The 21,106-nt window shown below is 72.5% G+C and carries 16 protein-coding genes; 13 read left to right on the top strand and 3 right to left on the bottom strand.

Going from position 1 to position 21,106, the window contains the following annotated elements:
• Positions 1 to 24 precede the first annotated feature (24 nt).
• Complete coding sequence (locus LY13_RS04680; RefSeq protein WP_253826910.1) at positions 25 to 585, bottom strand: TetR/AcrR family transcriptional regulator C-terminal domain-containing protein; 561 nt, start codon at positions 583 to 585, stop codon at positions 25 to 27.
• A 102-nt stretch (positions 586 to 687) separates the two neighbouring features.
• Between LY13_RS04680 and bioB the strand changes: the two genes are divergently transcribed.
• The gene (gene bioB / locus LY13_RS04675) at positions 688 to 1,755 is read left to right on the top strand and encodes a biotin synthase BioB (protein WP_253826909.1); all 1,068 of its coding nucleotides are present in this window, start codon (positions 688 to 690) and stop codon (positions 1,753 to 1,755) included.
• Between the two features lie 3 nt (positions 1,756 to 1,758).
• On the opposite strand, the gene LY13_RS04670 is transcribed toward bioB, so the two are convergent.
• Complete coding sequence (locus LY13_RS04670) at positions 1,759 to 3,306, bottom strand: S8 family peptidase (RefSeq protein WP_253826908.1); 1,548 nt, start codon at positions 3,304 to 3,306, stop codon at positions 1,759 to 1,761.
• Positions 3,307 to 3,909: 603 nt separating this feature from the next.
• Between LY13_RS04670 and LY13_RS04665 the strand changes: the two genes are divergently transcribed.
• From LY13_RS04665 to proB, 5 genes are all read left to right on the top strand, one after another.
• Complete coding sequence (locus LY13_RS04665) at positions 3,910 to 7,650, top strand: Rne/Rng family ribonuclease (RefSeq protein WP_253826907.1); 3,741 nt, start codon at positions 3,910 to 3,912, stop codon at positions 7,648 to 7,650.
• A 153-nt stretch (positions 7,651 to 7,803) separates the two neighbouring features.
• Positions 7,804 to 8,118 (top strand): 50S ribosomal protein L21, encoded by a 315-nt coding sequence (gene rplU / locus LY13_RS04660; RefSeq protein WP_183656051.1) that lies wholly within the window; start codon positions 7,804 to 7,806, stop codon positions 8,116 to 8,118.
• A gap of 35 nt (positions 8,119 to 8,153) precedes the next feature.
• Positions 8,154 to 8,411: a 50S ribosomal protein L27 gene (gene rpmA / locus LY13_RS04655; protein WP_253826906.1), complete on the top strand. Its 258-nt coding sequence runs from the start codon at positions 8,154 to 8,156 to the stop codon at positions 8,409 to 8,411.
• 190 nt (positions 8,412 to 8,601) lie between these two features.
• Positions 8,602 to 10,086 (top strand): GTPase ObgE, encoded by a 1,485-nt coding sequence (obgE, locus tag LY13_RS04650; protein ID WP_253826905.1) that lies wholly within the window; start codon positions 8,602 to 8,604, stop codon positions 10,084 to 10,086.
• A gap of 128 nt (positions 10,087 to 10,214) precedes the next feature.
• Positions 10,215 to 11,327 carry a glutamate 5-kinase gene (gene proB, locus LY13_RS04645; protein ID WP_253826904.1) on the top strand — a complete coding sequence of 371 codons (1,113 nt, stop codon included), beginning with the start codon at positions 10,215 to 10,217 and terminating at the stop codon, positions 11,325 to 11,327.
• A gap of 31 nt (positions 11,328 to 11,358) precedes the next feature.
• On the opposite strand, the gene LY13_RS04640 is transcribed toward proB, so the two are convergent.
• On the bottom strand, positions 11,359 to 13,428 hold the full coding sequence (locus LY13_RS04640; protein ID WP_253827247.1) for a RecQ family ATP-dependent DNA helicase: 2,070 nt from the start codon (positions 13,426 to 13,428) through the stop codon (positions 11,359 to 11,361).
• Positions 13,429 to 13,826: 398 nt separating this feature from the next.
• Here LY13_RS04640 and nadD point away from each other — a divergent pair, with 398 nt between their 5' ends.
• The 7 genes from nadD to LY13_RS04605 all read left to right on the top strand — a co-directional run bounded on the left by nadD (position 13,827) and on the right by LY13_RS04605 (position 21,100).
• On the top strand, positions 13,827 to 14,423 hold the full coding sequence (gene nadD, locus LY13_RS04635; RefSeq protein WP_253826903.1) for a nicotinate-nucleotide adenylyltransferase: 597 nt from the start codon (positions 13,827 to 13,829) through the stop codon (positions 14,421 to 14,423).
• Between the two features lie 78 nt (positions 14,424 to 14,501).
• Positions 14,502 to 14,903, top strand: a complete 402-nt coding sequence (rsfS, locus tag LY13_RS04630) for a ribosome silencing factor (protein WP_253826902.1) — start codon at positions 14,502 to 14,504, stop codon at positions 14,901 to 14,903.
• Positions 14,900 to 15,511, top strand: a complete 612-nt coding sequence (locus LY13_RS04625) for a histidine phosphatase family protein (RefSeq protein WP_253826901.1) — start codon at positions 14,900 to 14,902, stop codon at positions 15,509 to 15,511. The genes rsfS and LY13_RS04625 overlap by 4 nt, the downstream gene beginning before the upstream one ends.
• A 7-nt stretch (positions 15,512 to 15,518) precedes the next feature.
• Positions 15,519 to 16,298, top strand: coding sequence for a diglucosylglycerate octanoyltransferase (gene octT / locus LY13_RS04620; protein WP_253826900.1), 780 nt, complete (start codon positions 15,519 to 15,521; stop codon positions 16,296 to 16,298).
• Positions 16,299 to 16,307: 9 nt separating this feature from the next.
• Positions 16,308 to 17,162, top strand: a complete 855-nt coding sequence (locus LY13_RS04615; protein ID WP_253826899.1) for a DegV family protein — start codon at positions 16,308 to 16,310, stop codon at positions 17,160 to 17,162.
• Between the two features lie 288 nt (positions 17,163 to 17,450).
• Entirely contained in the window at positions 17,451 to 18,602 is a 1,152-nt protein-coding gene (locus tag LY13_RS25875) for a ComEA family DNA-binding protein (protein WP_253826898.1), read from the top strand.
• Positions 18,599 to 21,100, top strand: coding sequence for a ComEC/Rec2 family competence protein (locus tag LY13_RS04605; RefSeq protein WP_253826897.1), 2,502 nt, complete (start codon positions 18,599 to 18,601; stop codon positions 21,098 to 21,100). Before LY13_RS25875 ends, LY13_RS04605 begins: the two co-directional genes overlap by 4 nt.
• Positions 21,101 to 21,106: the final 6 nt, after the last annotated feature.

The following is a 21,106-nucleotide window of genomic DNA, read 5'->3' as shown; positions in this document are numbered from 1 at the left end:
CCGTCCCCCTCTTCGGGAGCCCGGTCAGTCCGGGGCGGCGATGCGGGCGCGCAGGCCGTCCAGCAGAAGACCGAGCGACCGGTCGAGCCCCGGCTGCTCGCCGGGTGCGCGGTCGATCGCGCCCGCGCTCGCGGCCTGCAACGCCGTCTGTTCCTCGGCGGCGTGCCCGAACACCAGGTGCAGCAACGCGCGTGCCCCCGTCTCGACCAGCTCGTCGGGCAGTCCGCCGTCCCGCAGCGCCGTGCGGAGGCGTTCCGCGGGGCCGTCCGCGCCGAGTCCGAAGGTGTGTGCGGTGACGACGACCTCCGCGCCGTCGCGGTAGGCGAGCATGGCATCGCGCAGTTCGGCGCAGATCTCGACCACGCGGTCGTCCCAGCGGTGGGCCCGTTCCGGCCGCCTGCCCCTCGCCAGGATCTCGTCGGCCACGGCGGCCAGCAGCGTCTGCTTGTCGGGCACGTGGTGGTACAGGGCGCTCGGCTGCACCCCGAGCTCCGTCGCCAGTCTGCGCATCGTCAACGACTCCAGGCCGTACTCGTCGAGCACGGTGATCGCGCGCGCCACGACGTCGGCCCGACGATGCCGCATGCCTGCTCCTCTCGCACCTTCCCGTTGACCGAACATTCTGCACCACCCTAACCTGAACACTGTTCAGCTGAACACCGTTCGGTTTCGTTGTGTGGAGGGTGCATGACCGACTTCCGGAACCTCGCGGCCGCAGTCCTGGCGGGGAGCCCTGCCGGGGGCGACGACGCGCTGGCCGTCCTGCGTGCCGGGGACTCCGAGCTGATGGACGTCGTCGCGGCCGTGGGCAGGCTGCGGCGCCGGTACTTCGGCAACACGGTGAAGGTCAACTATCTGGTCAACCTGAAGTCGGGGATGTGTCAGGAGAACTGCAACTACTGCTCGCAGGCGCTCGGTTCCGACGCGCCGATCCTGAAGTACTCGTGGCTCTCGACCGACGAGGCCCTCGAACAGGCCGGCGCCGGAATCCGGGCCGGTGCGAGCCGGGTGTGCCTGGTCGCCTCGGGTCGGGGGCCGTCACGGCGCGACGTCGATCGGGTCGCGGAGACCGTCGACGAGCTGAGGCGGCACCACCCGGAGGTGGAAGTGTGCGCGTGTCTCGGTCTGCTGCAGGACGGGCAGGCGCAGCGACTGGCGGACGCGGGTGTCGACGCCTACAACCACAACATCAACACCGCGGAGAGTCACCACGACGCCATCGTCCAGACCCACACCTACGCGGACCGCGTGGACACCGTGCGGAAGGCGGCGGGTGCGGGGTTGTCGCCGTGCTCGGGTCTCATCGCCGGGCTCGGGGAGACCGACGAGCAACTCGTCGAGGCCCTGTTCGCACTGAAAGAGCTGGGGTCGGACTCGATCCCGGTGAACTTCCTGATGCCGTTCGAGGGCACCCCGATGGCGGGCACCTGGCAGCTCACGCCCGCGCGTTGCCTGAAGATCCTGGCGATGGCCCGGCTGGTCTGCCCCGACCGGGATATCCGCATCGCCGGTGGCCGCGAGATGCACCTGCGTTCCCTGCAGGCCGTGGCCCTGCAGGTCGCCAACTCGATCTTCCTCGGCGACTACCTCACGTCCGAGGGTGAGCGGGCGGAGGCCGACCTGCGGATGATCACCGACAACGGTTTCGTGGTCCAGGGATCGGCGAACGAGCTCGCCCAGCGCGCACACGCGGAGGAGGCCGGGCCCGCGATCCGCCGGCGTGGCGCAGGTACCGGAGTCCTGCCGAACGCGTAGGGATCAGTGCGCACCCTCGAGCCGGACCAGCAGCCGGTGCACCGCGTGGGCCGTGTAGGCGGCGCCGATGTTGACCATGCCGCTGCCGTAGTGCGCCTCGTCCCCGCGCGGGCCGGCGCAGGCGCCGCCGTCACGGGTGGTGCCGGAACAGGGGATCGGCCTGGCCTGCGCGCGCAGCATCCGCCGCAACGTTCCGGGGGAGGGATCCTCGGAGCGGGCGGCGGCCAGGAGCGCGGCCGCCCCGGCGACGTGCGGTGCCGCCATCGAGGTGCCGCACAGTCGACCGTGACCACCGGGGACGGTCGACAACACGCAGTGGCCCTCCGTGCCGCCCGGCGCGGCGAGGTCGATCACGCCCTCGCCGTGGGAGCTGTAGTCCGTCGCGGCGCCGTGGTGGTCGACGGCGGCGACCGTGACGGTCTCCCTGAGCCCCGCGGGCACGGCGACGCAGGACCGGGTGAGGTCCTCGGCGCCGGCCCCGCCGCTGAGCTCGCTGCGGGGAAGCGGGTCGAGGTCGAAGCCGTCGTTGGTGGCCGCCGCGACCGTGAGCGTTCCCGACCGCTCGGCGAACTCGACCGCCCGGGACACGGCCTCGTGCACGACCCGCCGGCCACGGTTCGCTGCGCACGACACGCCCGACGGTGCGACGGTGACACTGCTGTTGGCCACCGTCATGCCGTGCCGCGCCGCCCACACGTACCCGCACACCGCGGCCTCCGGGGTGACGTAGCCGTCGTCGTCCACGACGCGCAGCGAGGCGAGCCGCACGCCGGGCGCGGTACCGGTGACGCCGTGACCGTCGTCGGCCGCCCCGATGATTCCCGCGACGTGGGTTCCGTGCGCCGACTCGCCCGCCGACCACGCCGATCGCCGCCGGTCCGGGACGCCGCGTACGCAGCCCGCCGAGGTGGCCGGGTCGACGGCGCCAGCGAGGTCCGGATGCGTGTCGTCGATGCCGGAGTCGAGGACACCCACGGTGATGTCCGCCAGGTCGGCCCGCGCCGAGCGGGTGAGGTCCGTGCCGGTGTCGGGAGCGTCGGCCATGCGCAGGTTCCACTGTTCCCGGGTCCGGTCGGGTGCGCGGGTGCCGTCCCCGTCCGTGCCTCGCCGCCGGTCCGGGTTTCCGGTGGCGCCTGCGGGGTCACCGCCGGCGGCGCCCCCTCCCGCCGTCTCCTGTCCGCTTCCGGCACCGCGGTGGCGGGGCGCATGGTCGCTCGTCGTCGTGGCCGGGCCCCGGCGCAGCTGCCGGGCCCGCTCGGCACTGAACGCGCGGTCGAGTCCCAGAGTGTGGCCGAATCCGGGGTCGGCCGACGTCGCGACGGCGATCGCGATCTCGGGAAAGTAGCCGGTGAGGGTTCCGCAGGCGGAATCGACGACGTCTCGGGCCGCGGCCTTCGCCGTGCCGGGGTCGAACACCACGACGTACCGCCACGCCCGGGATTCGGTGTGACAGGTCTCACCGTGTGTGGCGTGAGCCGGTGTCGTGACCGTCAGCTGTGCGGCGACGGCGAGTGCGGCGCACACGAGCGGCAGGCTCCTCCGGCCGAGCACTGGACCTCCGTCGATGTCGGAGGGGCGATCGCAACCGCGGCTGTGATCTGCGACTACCCCATGACGCACCGTAGCCAGGGTGGCCGGGCATGCCAAGTATCGCGCACCACCCGGGTGACCGGCGCCGGAGACGTCCGGGAGGCCGCGCCGCGCAGTGCCCGCCCCGACGTGTGGGATACTGGACGCGGCCATCGAGCCGTCGTCGCCGGATCAGTACGGCGCACGCAGGGACGGTGGCCCGGTGACGTGCCGGTTCCGGATCCGAGTCGTCGCCGCGGGCACGCGCCATGTGCCTGGCGGCTGGGACGACGTGGACACCGGGCCGGACGCCGGAACGCTGTGTCGACGTCGACGGCTCGGGAGGCACCGAGAGGTCGCGAACAGGGCGGCCGCGTCACCGCGGGACCCGCCACATCGGGCACGTCGGAAGATCCGGCGCCCGGGTGGCACCAGTGACAACAGGATTCCCGCCGGTGGTGAGCCCACCACGGCGGTAAACAAGGAACGGCCCCTGTGCGGCCGCGTCCTGTGGCCCGGTGCCGGCAGCGAGGTGAGACACCTCGGCCGGACGGACCCAGGCGCGCCCGGGGGCGGAGGAGACATATGTCGAACGCGGACACACCCGCCGAGAACACCGGCGGGGCCGCCGCCACACCCACCGCACGTGCACTGGCGGACCTGCCCAATCGGGTGCGGGTTCACGCGCTGGCGAAACTGCTCGGCTCCAGCAGCCGGGAAGTGCTCGGGATGCTCGCCGACCTCGGCGAAACCGCCCGGAGCCCGCAGTCCAGCGTGCATCGCGACGTCGCGATGAAGGTCGCCGAGACGGCGGGTGTGCTCGCCGAGGAGGGCGACGCCGAGACGGCCGCGACACCGGCCTCCGAGGCGGCCACGGCGGCGCAGGACACGTCGCCGCAGGACACGTCGCCGCAGGCTGAGACGAAGGGCCCGGCGGCGGACAGCGCGCAGGCGCAGGAGGCCGCGCCGGCGAAGGCGGCACCGGAGGCCGCCACGCAGGAGCCGACCCCGAACGCGTCGGCCACCCAGGACACGGCCACCCAGGACACGGCCACCCAGGACACGGCCACCCAGGACACGGCCACCGAGAACACGGCGGCGCAGGACACCGCTCCGACGGCCGCCGGAGGCGAGATCGCCGCGGCCCCGCACACGCCGCTGTTCGCGGCGCCGTCCCCGGTCTTCCTGCCGCCGGAGCCGACGGTCGACACGGCGCAGGCGGGCGAGACCGCAGGTGACGCGGAGCAGGCCGAGCCCGCCTCGACGAAGGGCGAGAAGGCCGCGGCCGCCGACACGGCCGAGCAGGACACCAGCGACGCCTCGTCCTCCGACGCCTCGACTTCCGAGGACGCTGCCTCCGACGACGGGGGTGACGACCAGTCCGGTGACGGTGGCCGGCGTCGCCGTCGTCGGGGCCGCCGCGGTCGTGGCCGTGGCAAGGGCGGCGACGAGAACGGCGACGACCAGCAGAGCGACAGCTCGGGTGAGCGTGACGACTCGGCGGGCGGCGAGTCGTCGGCGAGCGACGCGCAGGCGGGCGAGGAGTCCTCGAGCTCCGAGGAACAGAACGACAGCGGTGCCGACGACGCCGACGGCGAGTCCGGCCAGTCCGAGTCGGGCAGCAAGCGTCGCAGGCGCCGTCGTCGCCGCAAGAGTGGCAGCGGAGACGACGGCGACGGCCAGTCGCAGGACGACCCGCCCAACACCGTCGTGCACGTCCGCGACGGCAAGCAGGACAAGAGCGACAAGGGCGACAAGAACGAGAAGGGCGACAAGGACAAGGGCGGCGACGGCGTGCGCAGCGTCCGCGGGTCCACGCGGCTCGAGGCCAAGCGCCAGCGCCGCCGGGACGGCCGCGAGGCGGGTCGTCGCCGCGCCCCGATCCTGTCCGAGTCCGAGTTCCTCGCCCGGCGCGAATCGGTCGAGCGCACGATGGTCGTGCGGGAGCACGGCGACTCGACGCAGATCGGCGTGCTCGAGGACGGTGTGCTCGTCGAGCACTTCGTCACCTCGCAGGGCAGTGGCTCGATCGTCGGCAACGTCTACCTGGGCCGGGTGCAGAACGTGCTGCCCTCCATGGAGGCGGCGTTCATCGACATCGGCCGTGGTCGCAACGCCGTGCTGTACGCGGGCGAGGTCGACTGGGACGCGGCCGGTCTCGAAGGCAAGGCACGCAAGATCGAACAGGCGCTCTCCAGTGGTGACCAGGTCCTGGTGCAGGTCACGAAGGATCCGGTCGGGCACAAGGGTGCCCGGCTGACCACGCAGATCTCGCTGCCGGGCCGGTTCCTGGTGTACGTGCCCTCGGGCGGCGCGACGGGTATCTCGCGCAAGCTGCCGGAGACCGAACGGCGCAGGCTCAAGGACATCCTCAAGCGGATCGTCCCTGAGGACGCGGGCGTGATCATCCGCACCGCCTCCGAGGGCATCAGCGAGGAGGAGCTGGACCGCGACGTCCGCAGGCTGCAGGCGCAGTGGGAGGTCATCAAGGAGAAGTCCGACTCGGCCTCCTCGTCGTCGGGCAAGAAGTCCGGCGCTCCCACGCTGCTCTACGAAGAGCCGGATCTGCTGGTCAAGGTCGTCCGGGACCAGTTCACCGAGGACTTCGTCAAGCTCGAGGTGCAGGGCCAGACGGCCTGGGAGACGATCAGCTCCTACGTCGAGCACGTGGCGCCGGACCTCATGGAGCGCGTCAAGCGCTACGTCGGCAACGGCAACGTGTTCGCCGACCACCGGATCGACGAACAGATCACCAAGGCGCTCGACCGCAAGGTGTGGCTGCCCTCCGGCGGTTACCTGGTGATCGACCGCACCGAGGCGATGACCGTCATCGACGTCAACACCGGCAAGTTCACCGGGTCGGGCGGAAACCTCGAGGAGACGGTCACGCGGAACAACCTGGAGTCGGCGGAGGAGATCGTCCGCCAGCTCCGCCTCCGCGACATCGGCGGCATCATCGTCATCGACTTCATCGACATGGTGCTGGAGTCGAACCGGGACCTCGTGCTGCGCAGGCTCACCGAGTGCCTCGGCCGTGACCGCACGCGGCACCAGGTCGCCGAGGTGACGTCGCTCGGGCTGGTGCAGATGACGCGCAAGCGCGTCGGCACCGGGCTGCTCGAGGCGTACTCGTCGACGTGCGAACACTGCAAGGGCCGCGGCGTCCTCGTCTCGTCCGAGCCGAACACCGGCGGCCACCAGCACGGCAACGGTGGTGGCAACGGCGGCGGCCGCAAGCGTGGCCGTGGCAAGGGCGGCGACCAGTCGGACCAGGCCGAGAAGTCGAAGCAGCAGAACGACCAGGGCCGGACGCCGGAGCAGCGGGAATCCGTGGTGACGGCCGTCCAGGCGGTGGCCAACGCGTCGAAGACGGCCAAGCACGAGGACTCCACGGAGGCCGGCGCCGCCGAGCAGGCCGTGGCCGCCGGTGACACCGGCGCGGCCGACGCCCCGGCCGCGACGGATGCGTCGACTGCGACGGAGTCGAACGGCAGGGAGACGTCGGGCAAGACAGGCAAGCGCAGCCGTGACCGCAAGAGCCGCCGTGACCGGGGAGCGCCCAAGGAGCCGGTGCAGGAGCCGGAGGCCGCCGAGTCCGCGGCCACGGTGCCGGACTCCGCCGACGCCGGGTCGGCGCCGCAGACCGAGTCCGCGGTGGCCGCCCCTGCGCAGGGAGCGGCCGTGCAGGCAGACGACGGCATCGATGCTGCGCATGTCGAGCGCCCGCAGGCCGAGGCCGTGCAGGCCGAGTCCGTTGCCGACGCTCACGACGGCGCGACGACCTCCGAGACCGGGGCGACCTCCGAGACCGGGGCGGCCTCGGAACCCGTCACCCCGGAACCCGCAGCGCCGACAGTGACGGCCACCGAGGACGCGACGGCCGAGGAGACGACGGCCACCGCACGGGGAGCGGCCACCGCCTCCGTGGGTGGCCCTGGGACCGGTCCCGGGGCCACGGCGACCGGTGACACCGCGTCGCACGAATCCGCCGGGGACACGGCGGGCGTCGGCGACACCGCCGGTGGTGCACGTCGTGGTCGCCGCTCCGCCCGGCGCGCCGCGGGCAGGCCCACCGGGCCGGCCGCGGACACCTCGGGGAGTGGTGTCGAGGTGCAGACGGTGATGACGGGTACGATGACCTCGTCGTCCTCCCCGGCCGAGCCGGGGACCCAGAGCAACGGGACCTCCGACGCGAGTGTCCCGGGCACGGCGGAGCATGACGCGACCTCGGTCGCGACCGTCTCCGCGGTGCGGAGCAGTACCCGGCGTCCGCGCCGGTCGGCGGGCCGGCCCGCGGGGCCACCCGTCGATGACGAGAGCAGCTGATCGTGACCCCGGTGTCCCAGCGTCACCGGGCGCCACGTAAGCTGGACAGCGGCCTGCTGTTGGAGCGGGCCGCTACACGCGAAGGCCGGATCGCCACGGGCGGTTCCCATCGCGTGAGCCCCCACCCACAGTCGAGCAATGCAGGAGACTTCCGTGTCGGCGTATGCAGTCGTCCAGACCGGCGGCAAGCAGTACAAGGTCGCCGTTGGTGACGTCGTCGAGGTCGAGAAGCTCGAGGGCGAGCCGGGCACCGAGCACACCTTCCCCGCCGTGCTTCACGTTGACGGCGGCAAGGTCACGTCGGACGCCGACGCGCTGGCGAAGGTCTCGGTCACCGGCAAGGTCGTCGAGCAGACCAAGGGTCCGAAGATCCGGATCCACAAGTTCAAGAACAAGACCGGCTACCACAAGCGCCAGGGTCACCGGCAGAAGCTGACCCGCGTCGAGGTCACCGGAATCAGCAAGTAAGGCTTTCGCCTTTTCCCAGAGGAGACTGAGCTCAGATGTCAACCAAGAAGGGCGCTTCCAGCTCCAAGAACGGTCGGGATTCGAACCCGAAGTACCTCGGTGTGAAGCGGTTCGGTGGCCAGGTCGTGAAGGCCGGCGAGATCCTGATCCGGCAGCGCGGTACCAAGTTCCACCCGGGTGACAACGTCGGCCGCGGCGGTGACGACACGCTGTTCGCCCTGGCCCCTGGCTCGGTCGAGTTCGGCGAGAAGCGCGGCCGCAAGATGGTCAACGTGGTTCCGGGCGAGGGCTGAACGGCCCGTCCAGCACCACGAGGAACTCCGACGAGGGGCGGGGCCGGAACATTTCCGGTCCCGCCCCTCGTTTGCGTAGTACGCGGTCGCGGCACCGCACCCCGACAGCGCAGCGCCGCACTTCGCAGCGCCGCACACTGGGAGTGCCCGCAGGTACCTCGACAGTGTCCGTATTTCGAAAGGCAGAGCCATGACAACCCGATTCGTCGACCGGGCGGTGATCCACCTGACCGCCGGCTCGGGTGGGAACGGCTGTGCTTCCGTGCACCGGGAGAAGTTCAAGCCGCTCGGCGGGCCCGACGGGGGTAACGGCGGCACGGGTGGCGACGTGCTGCTCGTCGTCGACCCGGGGGTGCACACGCTGCTGGACTTCCACTTCCGGCCGCACGCACGCGCGGGCAACGGCAAGCAGGGCCAGGGCAGCCACCGCAACGGTGCCGCGGGAGAGACACTCGAACTGCGCGTCCCGGAGGGCACGGTCGTGCTCACCGAGGACGGCGAGGTGCTGGCCGACCTCGTGGGGGCCGGGACGACGTTCGTCGCCGCCAAGGGCGGCCGCGGCGGTCTCGGCAACGCCGCGCTGGCGTCGCGGGCCCGCAAGGCGCCGGGCTTCGCCCTCCTCGGCGAGGACGGCGAGTCGCGCGACCTGGTGCTCGAACTGCGGTCGATGGCCGACGTCGGACTCCTCGGGTTCCCATCGGCGGGCAAGTCGTCGCTGATCTCGGTGCTGTCCGCGGCCAAACCCAAGATCGCCGACTACCCGTTCACGACCCTCGTGCCGAACCTCGGCGTCGTCACCGCGGGCGACACGGTGTTCACGATGGCCGACGTGCCCGGGCTGATCCCCGGCGCCAGCGGCGGTAAGGGTCTCGGCCTCGACTTCCTGCGGCACGTCGAACGCTGCGCCGTGTTCGTGCACGTCATCGACTGTGCGACGTACGAGGCCGGTCGTGATCCGGTGTCGGACATCGACGCGCTGGAGGACGAGCTCGCGCGCTACACCCCCGCTCTGGGGGACAGTCTCGCCGACCGGCCGCGGCTGGTCGTGCTGAACAAGGTGGACGTGCCCGACGCGGCCGAGCTCGCGGAGTTCGTTCGCCCGGATCTCGAGGAACGCGGGCTGCGCGTGTTCGAGGTGTCGACGGTGTCGCGCCAGGGGCTGCGGGAGCTGAGTTTCGCGCTCGGCGAGATCGTCGAGCGCACCCGCGCCGAGCGCCCTCCCGCGGAGCCGACGAAGGTCGTCCTCGCACCGCAGGCCGTCGACGACAGCGGATTCACCGTCGAAGCCGACCCCGCCGAGCCCGGTGGGTTCATCGTGCGCGGCCCGAGGCCGGAACGCTGGATCAAGCAGACCAACTTCGCCAACGACGAGGCGGTCGGCTATCTCGGTGATCGCCTCAACCGCCTCGGCGTCGAGGAGGAGCTGGCCCGCATGGGCGCCGAGCCGGGCTGCCCGGTGACCATCGGCGGCTACACGTTCGAGTGGGAACCGTCGACACCGAGCGTCGCGACGCAGCTGGCCGGGCGCGGTACGGACCCGCGGCTGGAACGCAGTGACCGCGTGTCGGCCGCCGACCGGAAGCAGGCGCGTCGCGCTCGCCGGGTCGCGGGAGACGAGGACGGCGTCCCGGACGAGTTGGACGACCTGGACCGGGACGCCGGCGACGACGAATGAGGACCGTCGGCGGTGTCCGCAGCGGAGGACACCGCCGGCGTGGCGACGTCGACGTGACGATGCCGGCGTGACGATGCCGACGTGACGGCGGCGAGGGAAACGGAGTGTTGCGGTGAGTGAGGGCGCCGGTGAGTGAGGCACGTGCGGCCATCGCGGGTGGAAGTCGGGTCGTCGTCAAGGTCGGATCGTCGTCGCTGACGACCGCCGACGACGGCCTCGACGTCGCCCGCCTCGATGCCCTTGTCGACGCCGTCGCGGGCCGCGTCGGCCGCGACGGTCAGGTCGTGCTCGTCTCGTCCGGTGCGATCGGCGCGGGGCTCGCCCCGCTTTCGCTCGACACCCGTCCCCGCGACCTGGCCACGCAGCAGGCCGCGGCCAGCGTCGGCCAGCTCACGCTGGCGCACGCCTACGCCGCGTCGTTCGGCCGCTACGACCTCACGGTCGGGCAGGTGCTGCTGACGTCCAACGACGTCGTCCGCCGCGCGCACTACCGCAACGCCGAACGGACGCTGGCGCGGTTGCTGGCCCTCGACGCCGTTCCCGTGGTCAACGAGAACGACACCGTGGCCACCGAGGAGATCCGGTTCGGCGACAACGACAGGCTGGCGGCGCTCGTGGCCCACCTCGTTCAAGCGGACGGCCTGATCCTGCTGTCCGATGTGGACGCGCTGTACGACGGTGATCCGCGGGCGGGCGGCACGCGGAAGATCGCCGAGGTCACGGGCGAGTCCGATTTGGATGGCCTGAAGGTGGGCATGTCCAGTTCGGGCCTCGGCACCGGCGGCATGATGTCGAAGGTCGCCGCGGCGAGAATGGCCGCCTCCAGCGGAATCCCGGTGCTCGTCGCGGCCGCCGCGGACGCCCGTCGCGCGCTGACCGGTGCGGACGTGGGCACGGCGTTCCACGCCGCGGACAAGCGGCTCTCGGCGCGCAGGTTCTGGCTCGGCTACGCCGCGGGGACCGAAGGCAGACTGCAACTCGACGACGGCGCGGTGGCCGCGGTCGTCGGCAAACGCCGGTCGCTGCTCGCGGCAGGGATCGTCGGCGTGGACGGCGACTTCCGCGCCGGCGACGTCGTCGATCTCGTCGACCCTGCGCAGCAGGTGGTCGCCAGGGGAGTGGTGGCCTACGACGTCACCGAGCTGCCCGAGATGATCGGCCGCTCCACCCACGAACTTCCTGACGACCATCGCCGCGAGGTCGTGCACGCCGACGACCTCGTGCCGATCGGCCGGCACTGACTCCTGCGCGTCAGCGCGGTTCCGAGGCGCGTCAGCTCGTCGACGCCAAGGCGAGAGGTAGGACGGCGTCCGCCCCGGCCCGCCGCAGCAGCCGGGTGCCGACCGTCATCGTCCACCCGGTGTCGACGAGATCGTCCACGAGCAGTACCGGTCCGGTCAGCTCGGCCAGCGCCGCGTGGAGGTCCACGGGAACGCGGAGCCGCTGCCACAGGTCCGCGAGGCGGACCGCGCTGTTGGCACGGCGTGGCGGCGGTCCGTCGGCCTCGAGCGTGCCGAGCAGTGGCAGCCTGCCGACCGAGGCGATCCTGCCGGCGAGATCCGTCGTCAACCGGGGACGCCGTTGCGAGTCCATCGCGACGATGCCCACCGGCCGGGCTTCCCAGTTCCAGGACGCCAACACGGCGATACAGGCCTGGACCAGTTCGTCCGGCACCGGCCCGTCGGGGGACTCCGGGCCGAGCAGATCGCGCAACCGGCCGCCCCACCCGACGTCGGTGAGCCTGCCGACGGCCCGTCCGGGGGAAGCCTGGTCGTCGGCGCCGATGCGGCCGGACAGCGGGACGTCCAGCGCCGCCAGGCCGGTCGGCCACTGCTTCCGCGGGGCGAGCTCGACGCCGGGCTTGGCCAGCGCGTCGGCGGTCTCGTCCACGACCTCCTCGGTGACGAGGGACGGCCACCTCTCGCCGGTGCAGTTGTCGCACCGGCCGCACGGCTGTGCGTGCGGATCGTCGAGCTGCCTGCGCAGGAACCCCATACGGCAGCCGTCGGTGGCTGCGTAGTCGACCATGGCCTGTTGTTCGGCCTCACGGGCGGTGCGTACCCGGTCGTAGCGCTCGACGTCGTAACTCCACGGTGCGCCGGTGCCGATCCAACCGCCCTTGACCCGTCGGACCGCGCCGTCGACGTCGAGCACCTTCAGCACCATCTCCAGGCGCGAACGGGACAGCTCCACGCGTGGCTCGAGTGCCGCGGTCGAGAGTGGACGGTCGGCGTACGCCAGCGCGTCGAGCACCTGATTGACGCGGTGCTCGTCGGGGAACGCCAACGATCCGAAGTAGTCCCAGATCGCCTTGTCACCGGCGCCGGGCAGGAGCACCATCTCGGCGCGCTCCACACCGCGGCCGGCGCGGCCCACCTGTTGGTAGTAGGCGATCGGCGACGACGGGGCTCCCAGGTGGACGACGAATCCCAGGTCGGGCTTGTCGAAGCCCATGCCGAGTGCGGAGGTGGCGATGACAGCTTTGACCTTGCTCGCGAGGAGATCGTCCTCGATGGCCTGCCGGTCGGCGGGTTCGGTCTTGCCGGTGTAGGCGGCGACCTCGTAGCCGCGCTGGGCGAGCAGGGCAGCGGTGTCGTGGGCGGCGGCGACGGTGAGGGTGTAGACGATGCCCGAACCCGGCAGCTGCTCAAGGTGCTCGGCGAGCCATGCCAGCCTCGCCGTTTCCGTCGGGGTGTCGACCACCGACAGGCGCAGGCTCTCGCGGTCCAGCGGGCCGCGCAGCACGAGCGTGTCGGACTGCCTGCCGATGCCGAGCTGATCGGCCACGTCGGTGACGACCCGGTCGTTCGCGGTCGCCGTCGTGGCCAGCACGGGGACACCGCCGGGAAGTTCGGCCAGCAGGGTGCGGAGCCTGCGGTAGTCCGGGCGGAAGTCGTGGCCCCAGTCCGAGATGCAGTGGGCCTCGTCCACCACGAGCAGGCCCGCGGACGCCGCCAGCTCGGGCAGCACCGTGTCGCGGAAGTCCGGGTTGTTGAGCCGTTCGGGACTGACCAGCAACACGTCGATCTCGCCCGCGTCGACACCGGTCCGCACCTCATCCCATTCCTGCTGGTTGGCCGAGTTCATCGTGGCGGCGCGGATCCCCGCGCGGGAAGCCGCCGCGATCTGGTTCCGCATCAGTGCGAGCAGCGGCGAGATGATCACCGTCGGCCCGGCGCCCCGCTCGCGGAGCAGCGCCGTCGCCAGGAAGTACACGGCCGACTTGCCCCAGCCGGTGCGTTGCACGACGAGTGCGCGCCGGTGCTGCGCGACGAGGGCCTCGATCGCCGTCCACTGGTCGTCGCGCAGCCGCGCCTGCTCACCTGCCAGCGAGCGCAGCAGTGTCGCGGCCCGGTCCCGGAGGCCCGCGCCGGAATCCGCGCCGGGTGTCGTGCCGGTGTCGTGTTCGCCGGAGCCGTGTTCCTCGGTAGTCACGGGTCCAGCTCTACACCCCCGTGCCGACACTGTCCGCGCCGCGGGGCGGTTTTCCGCCGCGAAGGGTCCCCTCGTGCCGGAATGTGACCCAGGACACGCATTATCGGCGTCATGAGGCTGCGGCGTCGAGGTCTCATCCGCGATCGAAACGGGGACCCGGTCGCCGGCGTGGTGCGTCCCCCAGATCGCCACGCCGCCCCCGTGTGGTGCGGGCCGACCCGGCAGGGGAGGGCCGGCCCGCACCACACGGATCATCACCGGCGCGGATCGATGTCCGCATCGGAAGCCGTATAGGGTGGGTGCTCATGTCGTCGCGCCGCATCGGGGTCATGGGGGGAACCTTCGACCCCGTGCACCATGGCCATCTCGTCGCCGCCAGTGAAGTCCAGGCCCGGTTCGGACTCGACGAGGTCGTGTTCGTCCCGACGGGCCAGCCGTGGCAGAAGGCCGATCGGGTGGTGACTCCCGCCGAGGACCGCTACCTCATGACCGTCATCGCCACGGCGTCCAACCCGGTGTTCTCCGTCAGCAGGGTCGACATCGACCGCGGTGGCCAGACCTACACCGTCGACACGCTGCGCGACCTGCGCGTGCAGTACCCCGACGACGACCTGTTCTTCATCACCGGCGCCGACGCACTCCAGCAGATCCTCACGTGGCGCGCCGCCGACGAGGTCTTCGCCAACGCCCACTTCATCGGCGTCACGCGGCCCGGATACCGCCTCGACGACGACCACCTGCCACCCGGCAAGGCCAGCCTCGTCGAGGTCACGGCGATGGCGATCTCGTCGACCGCGCTGCGTGGACGTGTCGCCGGCGGCGAACCGGTGTGGTACCTCGTGCCCGACGGCGTCGTCCGCTACATCCACAAACGCGGGCTGTATCGCGCGGATCACGACTGACCGGGCGGAGGCGACGGACCCGTCGGCCCTTCCGGGTACCCTGCATCCGGCGTACGTACTAATCCGGAGGGCACCACCGTGGCAGCGACGGCCGAAGCACGAGACCTCGCGAACGTGGCCGCGCACGCGGCCGCGGACAAGAAAGCGACCGACATCGTCGTGCTCGACGTCTCCGACCAACTCGTCATCACCGACGCCTTCGTCATCGCGTCAGCGCCGAACGAACGGCAGGTCGGCGCGATCGTCGACAACGTCGAGGAGAAGATGCGCAAGGCGGGGCACAAGCCCGTCCGCCGGGAGGGCGAGCGGGAAGGCCGCTGGGTGCTGCTCGACTTCGTCGACGTCGTGGTCCACGTCCAGCACGACGAGGAACGCTCCTTCTACGGCCTCGAGCGGCTGTGGAAGGACTGCCCGCAACTCGAGGTCGAGGGTCTCGACGAGGCCGTGGCCCGCGCCGCCGAGGAATCGGATTCCCAGTGAGCGTCGAACGGATCGTGCTCTGGCGGCACGGCGAGACCGACTACAACGCCGCGGGCCGCATGCAGGGTCACCTCGACTCGGCGCTCACCGAGGTGGGCTGGAACCAGGCGCGGTTCGCCGTGGCCGCCCTCGCGCGGTTCGAACCGGACCTGGTGATCGCGTCCGACCTGCGTCGCGCCACCGACACCGCGACGGTGCTGACCGATGCCATCGGCGTTCCGCTGCGGCTCGACAAGCGGTTGCGGGAGACGCATCTCGGCGAGTGGCAGGGCATGACCGGTGCCGAGGTGGACACGCAGGCGCCCGGTGAACGGGACCGGTGGCGGCTCGACGCGACGTGGGCCCCGCCCGGCGGCGAATCCCGCGTCGACGTCGCCGAACGCGCCGGGGAGGTCGTCGCCGACCTGGTGCGTGACGACGAGGAGTACGGCACCGTACTGCTCGCGGCCCACGGTGGCCTGATCCTCGCGCTGACCGCCTACCTGGTGGACCTGCCGGTGGCTCTGTGGCCGTCGCTCGGCGGCATCGGCAACTGCCACTGGGTGGACCTGAGCCGTCGCGACGACCGCTGGCGCCTGCAGGCCTACAACGCGGGCATGACGGGATAGCACCGGCGTGGCGGATCAGGCACCGGCGACCGCGCCCCGGATTCTGGTGCTCGGCGATTCGCTGAGCTTCCACGGACCGGACAGCGGACATCCGGCCGACGAACCCCGCCTGTGGCCGAACGTGTGCGCCCGCGAGCTCGGCGGCCGGGCAGTCCTGTTCGCGGGCTTCGGATGGACGGCCCGCGACGCGTGGTGGGCGCTGATCGGCGATCCGCAGTTGTGGGCCGAGCTGCATCGCGCCGACGTCGTCGTACTGGCCGTCGGCAGCATGGACACGTTGCCGTCACCGTTGCCGACGTACCTGCGCACCGGACTGCGCTACCTGCGTCCCGACGGGCTGCGCCGGTTCGCCCGCGGCGCCTATCGTCGCGCGCAGCCCGCGCTGGCACGCCTCACGCGGGGCAGGCCGGCCGTGCTGCCGTCGCGGCTGACCGTCCGCTATCTCGACACCGCTGTCGGCGCGCTACGTGTGCTGCGTTCGGACCTGCCGATCGTGGGTTGGCTGCCGTCGGTGCACCGGTCGGCCGACTACGGCCGGGTGCACGGCGAACGTGCGGCGACCGCGGCGAGGCTGGACGCGTGGGCCGAACGCACCGACGTCCCGATGCTCGACGTGGCGGCCGTCGTCGGCGAGCACGTCCTCGGCGGGCACGGCAATCCCGACGGCATGCACTGGGGTTGGGAAGGCCACGCCGCCGTGGGACACGCCATGGCGGAACGGATCGCGGCGATCCTGCCCGGCGTGGCGGCCGCGCCGGTCGTCGGCGGCGAGGCCCGCGGAACGTAGGGTGGCGGCGTGCCGGTCGCCGTCGTCACCGATTCCACCGCCCATCTCCCGGAAGGCTTCGCCGAACGTGCCGGTATCCGGGTGGTCCCGTTGCACGTGCTCGTCGAAGGGATGGCCGTGCCGTCCGGCGAGTTCGGACCCGACGAGCTGACCGGCGCACTGCGGCGCAAACGGATCGTGACCACCTCGCGGCCGACGCCTGCCGAGTTCGCGGCGGAGTTCCGGGCGGCCCTCGACGCGGGCGCCGACTCGGTCGTGTCGGTACACCTGTCGAAACGCCTGTCCGGCACGTGGGAGGCCGCGGTGCTGGCGGCGCAGGAGGTCGGGCCCGATCGCGTGCGGGTCGTGGACTCGCGGACGACGGCCATGGGACTCGGTTTCGCGGCGGGTCACGCGGCGACCGCGGCACGCTCCGGTGCGACGGGAGCGGAGGTCGAGGACGCCGCGACGGCGGCCGCGACACGGTCGCGGACCCTGTTCGTGGTCGAGACCCTCGAACACCTGCGCCGCGGTGGGCGCATCGGCCACGCCGCGGCGTTGCTCGGCACCGCACTGATGGTCAAACCGGTGCTGCACATGGCCGACGGCGAGATCACGCCCCTCGAGAAGGTGCGTACCACGACCAGGGCCATGACACGGTTGGTCGAGTTGGCGGCGGAGGCCGCCGCGGACGAGCCGGACGTGGAGGTCGCCGTGCACCACCTGGCCGCGCCGGACCGTGCTGCGGAGCTGGCCACGCGACTCGACGAACGTCTTCCCAGCTCGCGGGGGTGCGTCGTCAGCGAACTCGGCGCCGTGATCGGCGCACACACCGGTCCCGGTGTGCTCGGCGTCGTCGTGCAGCCGCCGGCGCCCGAGCCGTGACACGCGGGCAGCGGTGACCCGAGAGTCGGGACGACGGGCAGCCGTGATGACCGGCAGCAGATGATGACGGTCCAGCGTGTGACGACCGGCAGCAGGTGATGACGGGCGGCCGCTGTCGACGCAGGGTGGGGGAGCAGCCGTCGGGCGGCGCGGCATCGTAGTACACCCCACCGACGCCGACCGGCGGATCCGGTCCCCGGCCGGGAAGTTGTCCACACGACCCCGCCTGTCCACAGAACGCGAGATTCCCTCTGCCGCCTCGTTCGCCGGCTTCCTAACGTCGAGCGCGTGTTCGACGAAACAACGCAGGTCCGGGCCGGTCGCTCCGCCACGACCGCCCCGCGCGGACCGCATCGACGACTGGCGGACCTGGCCGCGCTCGCGCCCCTCGACGACGCTCCCGAGGAGTGGCGCGACCGCGCGCAGGCCTGTCCGCCACCGGGCGACGAGACCACACGCCGCCGTGTGATCCCCGCGCGAGCCCGCGACGCAGCATCGTCGCGGGCAGGCCCGTCCGCGCGCACTGGTGACGACACCACGCAACCGATCGATACCGCGCAACCGGTCGACACTGCGCCGGACGAGGGCGTGCGGTCGGACGAGGCCGCAGGCCACCCGCCGTCCGGCACCGAGCCGGACGACCCAGGCACCGAGCCGGACGACACCGTGGTTCGAAACGAAGGCCGGCTTCCTGCGGCGCTGCGTGCCCGTGGCGGACGGCTCGTCGAACGATGGGTGCCCGCCGGGGCGCGCCGGGGCCCGTCGCGCCGGGTGATCGCGTCGGTGGCGGCGGGCGTCGTAACAGCCCTCGGACTGGTCGGGTTCGTGTTCGCCGACGAACCCGCGGCCGAGGCTCCGCCACCGTTGCCCGCGGCCCACACGGAGTCACCGTCCGGGTCGTCGCAGCCGAGCCCGCAGTCGTCGACGAACCCGGCCACTTCCGGTCCCGGGGCGGCGTCGCCGGGAGCGGCGGGGGACTCACCGGACCGGTTGGTGGTCAGCGTCGTCGGCAAGGTGCGCAAACCCGGCCTGGTGCGGTTGCGCGCAGGCGCGCGGGTGGCCGACGCGGTCGAATCAGCGGGCGGTGCGCCGCGCCGCGCCGACCTGTTGTCGGTCAACCTGGCTCGCGAGCTCGTGGACGGCGAGCAGATCTACGTCGGGGTGCCGGTGCCGCCGGGAGTGAGCACCGGCGCCGACCGTGGCGGGACTGCCGAGTCGGCAGGCGCGGACGGCGAGGCCGCCGACGAACCCGTGCCGCTGAACTCGGCGGATCAGGAGCAGCTGGAGAGCCTGCCCGGCGTCGGTGAGGTCACGGCCCGGCGGATCCTGGAGTGGCGGGACGAGCACGGCGGGTTCACCGCGGTGGAACAGTTGCGCGAGGTCGACGGCATCGGGACCAAACGTTTCGACTCGCTGCGCGACGCGGTGAGCGTCGCATGACCCTCACCGCCGGCCTCGGCGCGGCCTCCCAGGTCACCGCGGATCCGTCGCGCCGTGCGCGGCGGGACCTGCGGTTGGTGCCCGCTGCGACGGTCGTGTGGGCCGGTGCCCTCGCGGGGCTGCAGTGGGGCTGGCAGGCGGCGGTCACGGCCGGTGGCCTCGCCGCCGTGGCGGGCTTCCTCGTCGCAGTGCATGCGAGGCGTCGCGGGTCGCCCAGGGTCGCCGCGGCGGCGGTGGCCCTGGGGGTGTGCGGGCCGCTGGTGCTGGTTCCGGTCGGCGTCCGGGTGCACGATGTGGCCGAGGATTCCCTGCGCGCGGTGGCCGCAGACGGCGGGGACGTGCGCCTGCGTGCCGAGGTGCGGGAACGGCCGCGTCCGCTCCGGGACGAGGGGTACGGCGGCCGTCGGGGCGGTGTCCGGTCCGTGCTGGTGCCGGTCGACGTCGTGCGGGTCGTGGACGTGGACGCTGCAGGCGACGACCGCCTCGGGTCGGCGAAGCGCGACAGGAACGGCGTCTCCTCGACGGGCCGCGTGCTCCTCATCGCACCTGCCGACGCGTGGGCGGACCTCCTGCCGGGCCAGCGGTTCGGCACGTCGGCCTCGTTGGCGCCCGCCCGTCCCGGCGACATGACCGTGGCGGTGGGTTACGTGCGCGGCCCGCCGGAGCACATCGGCGAGGCGTCCTGGTGGCAGCGGTCGGCCGACGCCGTGCGCACCGCGCTGCGCGACGCCGCGGCCGTGCTCGGCGACGACGAGGCGGGCCTCCTGCCGGGACTGGTCGTCGGCGACACCGGTGCGCAGTCGACGCGTGTCGAGGAGGAGTTCCTCGACGCGGGACTGTCCCACCTCACGGCGGTGTCCGGGTCCAACGTGGCCATCGTGTGCGGAGCCGTTCTCCTCCTGGCCCGTGCGGTTCGGCTCGGCCCGCGCACCGCGGCGGGCGTGGCCGGGCTGGCACTGGCCGCGTTCGTGGTACTCGTCGGGTACGAGCCGAGCGTGCTGCGCGCCGCGGTGATGGGTGCGCTGGGCCTGGCGGCCCTGGTGCTCGGCCGCCACCGGTCGGTGGTGCCGGCGCTGGCCGTCGCCGTCTGCGGGTTGATCCTCGTCGACCCGGCGATGGCCACGAGCATGGGATTCGCGCTGTCGGTCGTCGCGACCGGCGGACTCGTGTTCCTGGCACCCGGGTGGGCCGCGGCGCTCGCCGCCCGCCGGGTACCGCCGGGTGTCGCCGAGGCGCTCGCCGTTCCGGTGGCCGCCTTCGTCGCCACTGCGCCGGTCATCGCCGGCATGGCGGGCGAGGTCAGCCTGGTGTCCGTCGTCGCGAACCTGCTCGCCGCGCCCGTGGTCGCTCCGGTCACGGTCCTCGGTGTGGCGGCGGCCGCATTGGCCGTACCCCTGCCCGCAGCGGCGGAGATCCTGGTGCACGTCGCCGGTCCCGGGGTGAGCTGGCTGGTGATCGTCGCGCGCGAGGCGGCCGCCGTGCCCGGCGCGGTCGTTTCGTGGCCCGAGGGGTGGTGGGGCGGGATCGCGGCCGGCGTCGTCATCGTCGCCGGCGTGCTGGTTCTGCGGTATCGGAGGACGCGGGTGGCCGTGGCCGTCGTGGTGACCGGCGTGCTCGTGGTCACGGTGCCGCCGCGGTGGTGGCAGCCCGGGTGGCCGCCCGCGAACTGGGCGGTCGTGGCGTGCGACGTCGGACAGGGGGACGGAATCGTGCTGGCGACCGGCAGTCCGGGCCGCGCGGTGGTCGTCGACACCGGACCGGATCCCCGGGCCATCGACCGCTGTCTCGACCGGCTGGACATCGAGCGCGTGCCGCTCGTGCTGATCAGTCACCTGCACGCCGACCACTTCGGTGGGCTGGCGGCCGTGTTCGACGGCCGAGCCGTCGGCGCGGTCGGGGTGGGGCAGGGGCGGACTCCCTCGTGGGCGTTGCGCAAGGTCGCCGACGAGGCCCGTGCGAACCAGGTGCCGGTCGTCGAGCTCACGGTCGGCGAGCAGGTGCGCTGGGACGAGCTGACGTTGGACGTGCTCGGCCCGCATTACGTCGCGCCCGCGGCACGCGAGGAGGCGGACGACGGGACCGAGCACACGGAGTCGAGTGCCGACGGCACGGCGGTCAACGACGCGTCGGTGGTCGCGCGGGCCTCGACCCCTGCCGGGCGGGTGCTGTTGACCGGGGACATCGAGCTGGCCGCACAGAGCGACCTGTTGGCCCGTGGCGTCGACGTGGAGGCGGAGATCCTGAAGGTTCCGCACCACGGCAGCAGGCACACCCACCACGAGTTCGTGACGGCGGTGCGTGCGCGGGCCGCGCTGGTCAGCGTGGGGGTCGACAACACCCACGGCCATCCCCACGACGAGATCGTCCGCACCCTCCGCGGTGACGGCGCACTGGTCGCTCGCACCGACGAAGGAGGTGACATCGCGGTCGTGCCGGGCCCCGCCGACGACGCGAACCGGGACCCCCACGTCGTGCGACGGGGCCCTGACCGGCGCTGACCACCG

Source organism: Prauserella aidingensis (assembly GCF_024171865.1).
Taxonomy (GTDB): domain Bacteria; phylum Actinomycetota; class Actinomycetes; order Mycobacteriales; family Pseudonocardiaceae; genus Prauserella; species Prauserella aidingensis.
This window is presented reverse-complemented; position numbering and strand designations above follow the sequence as displayed.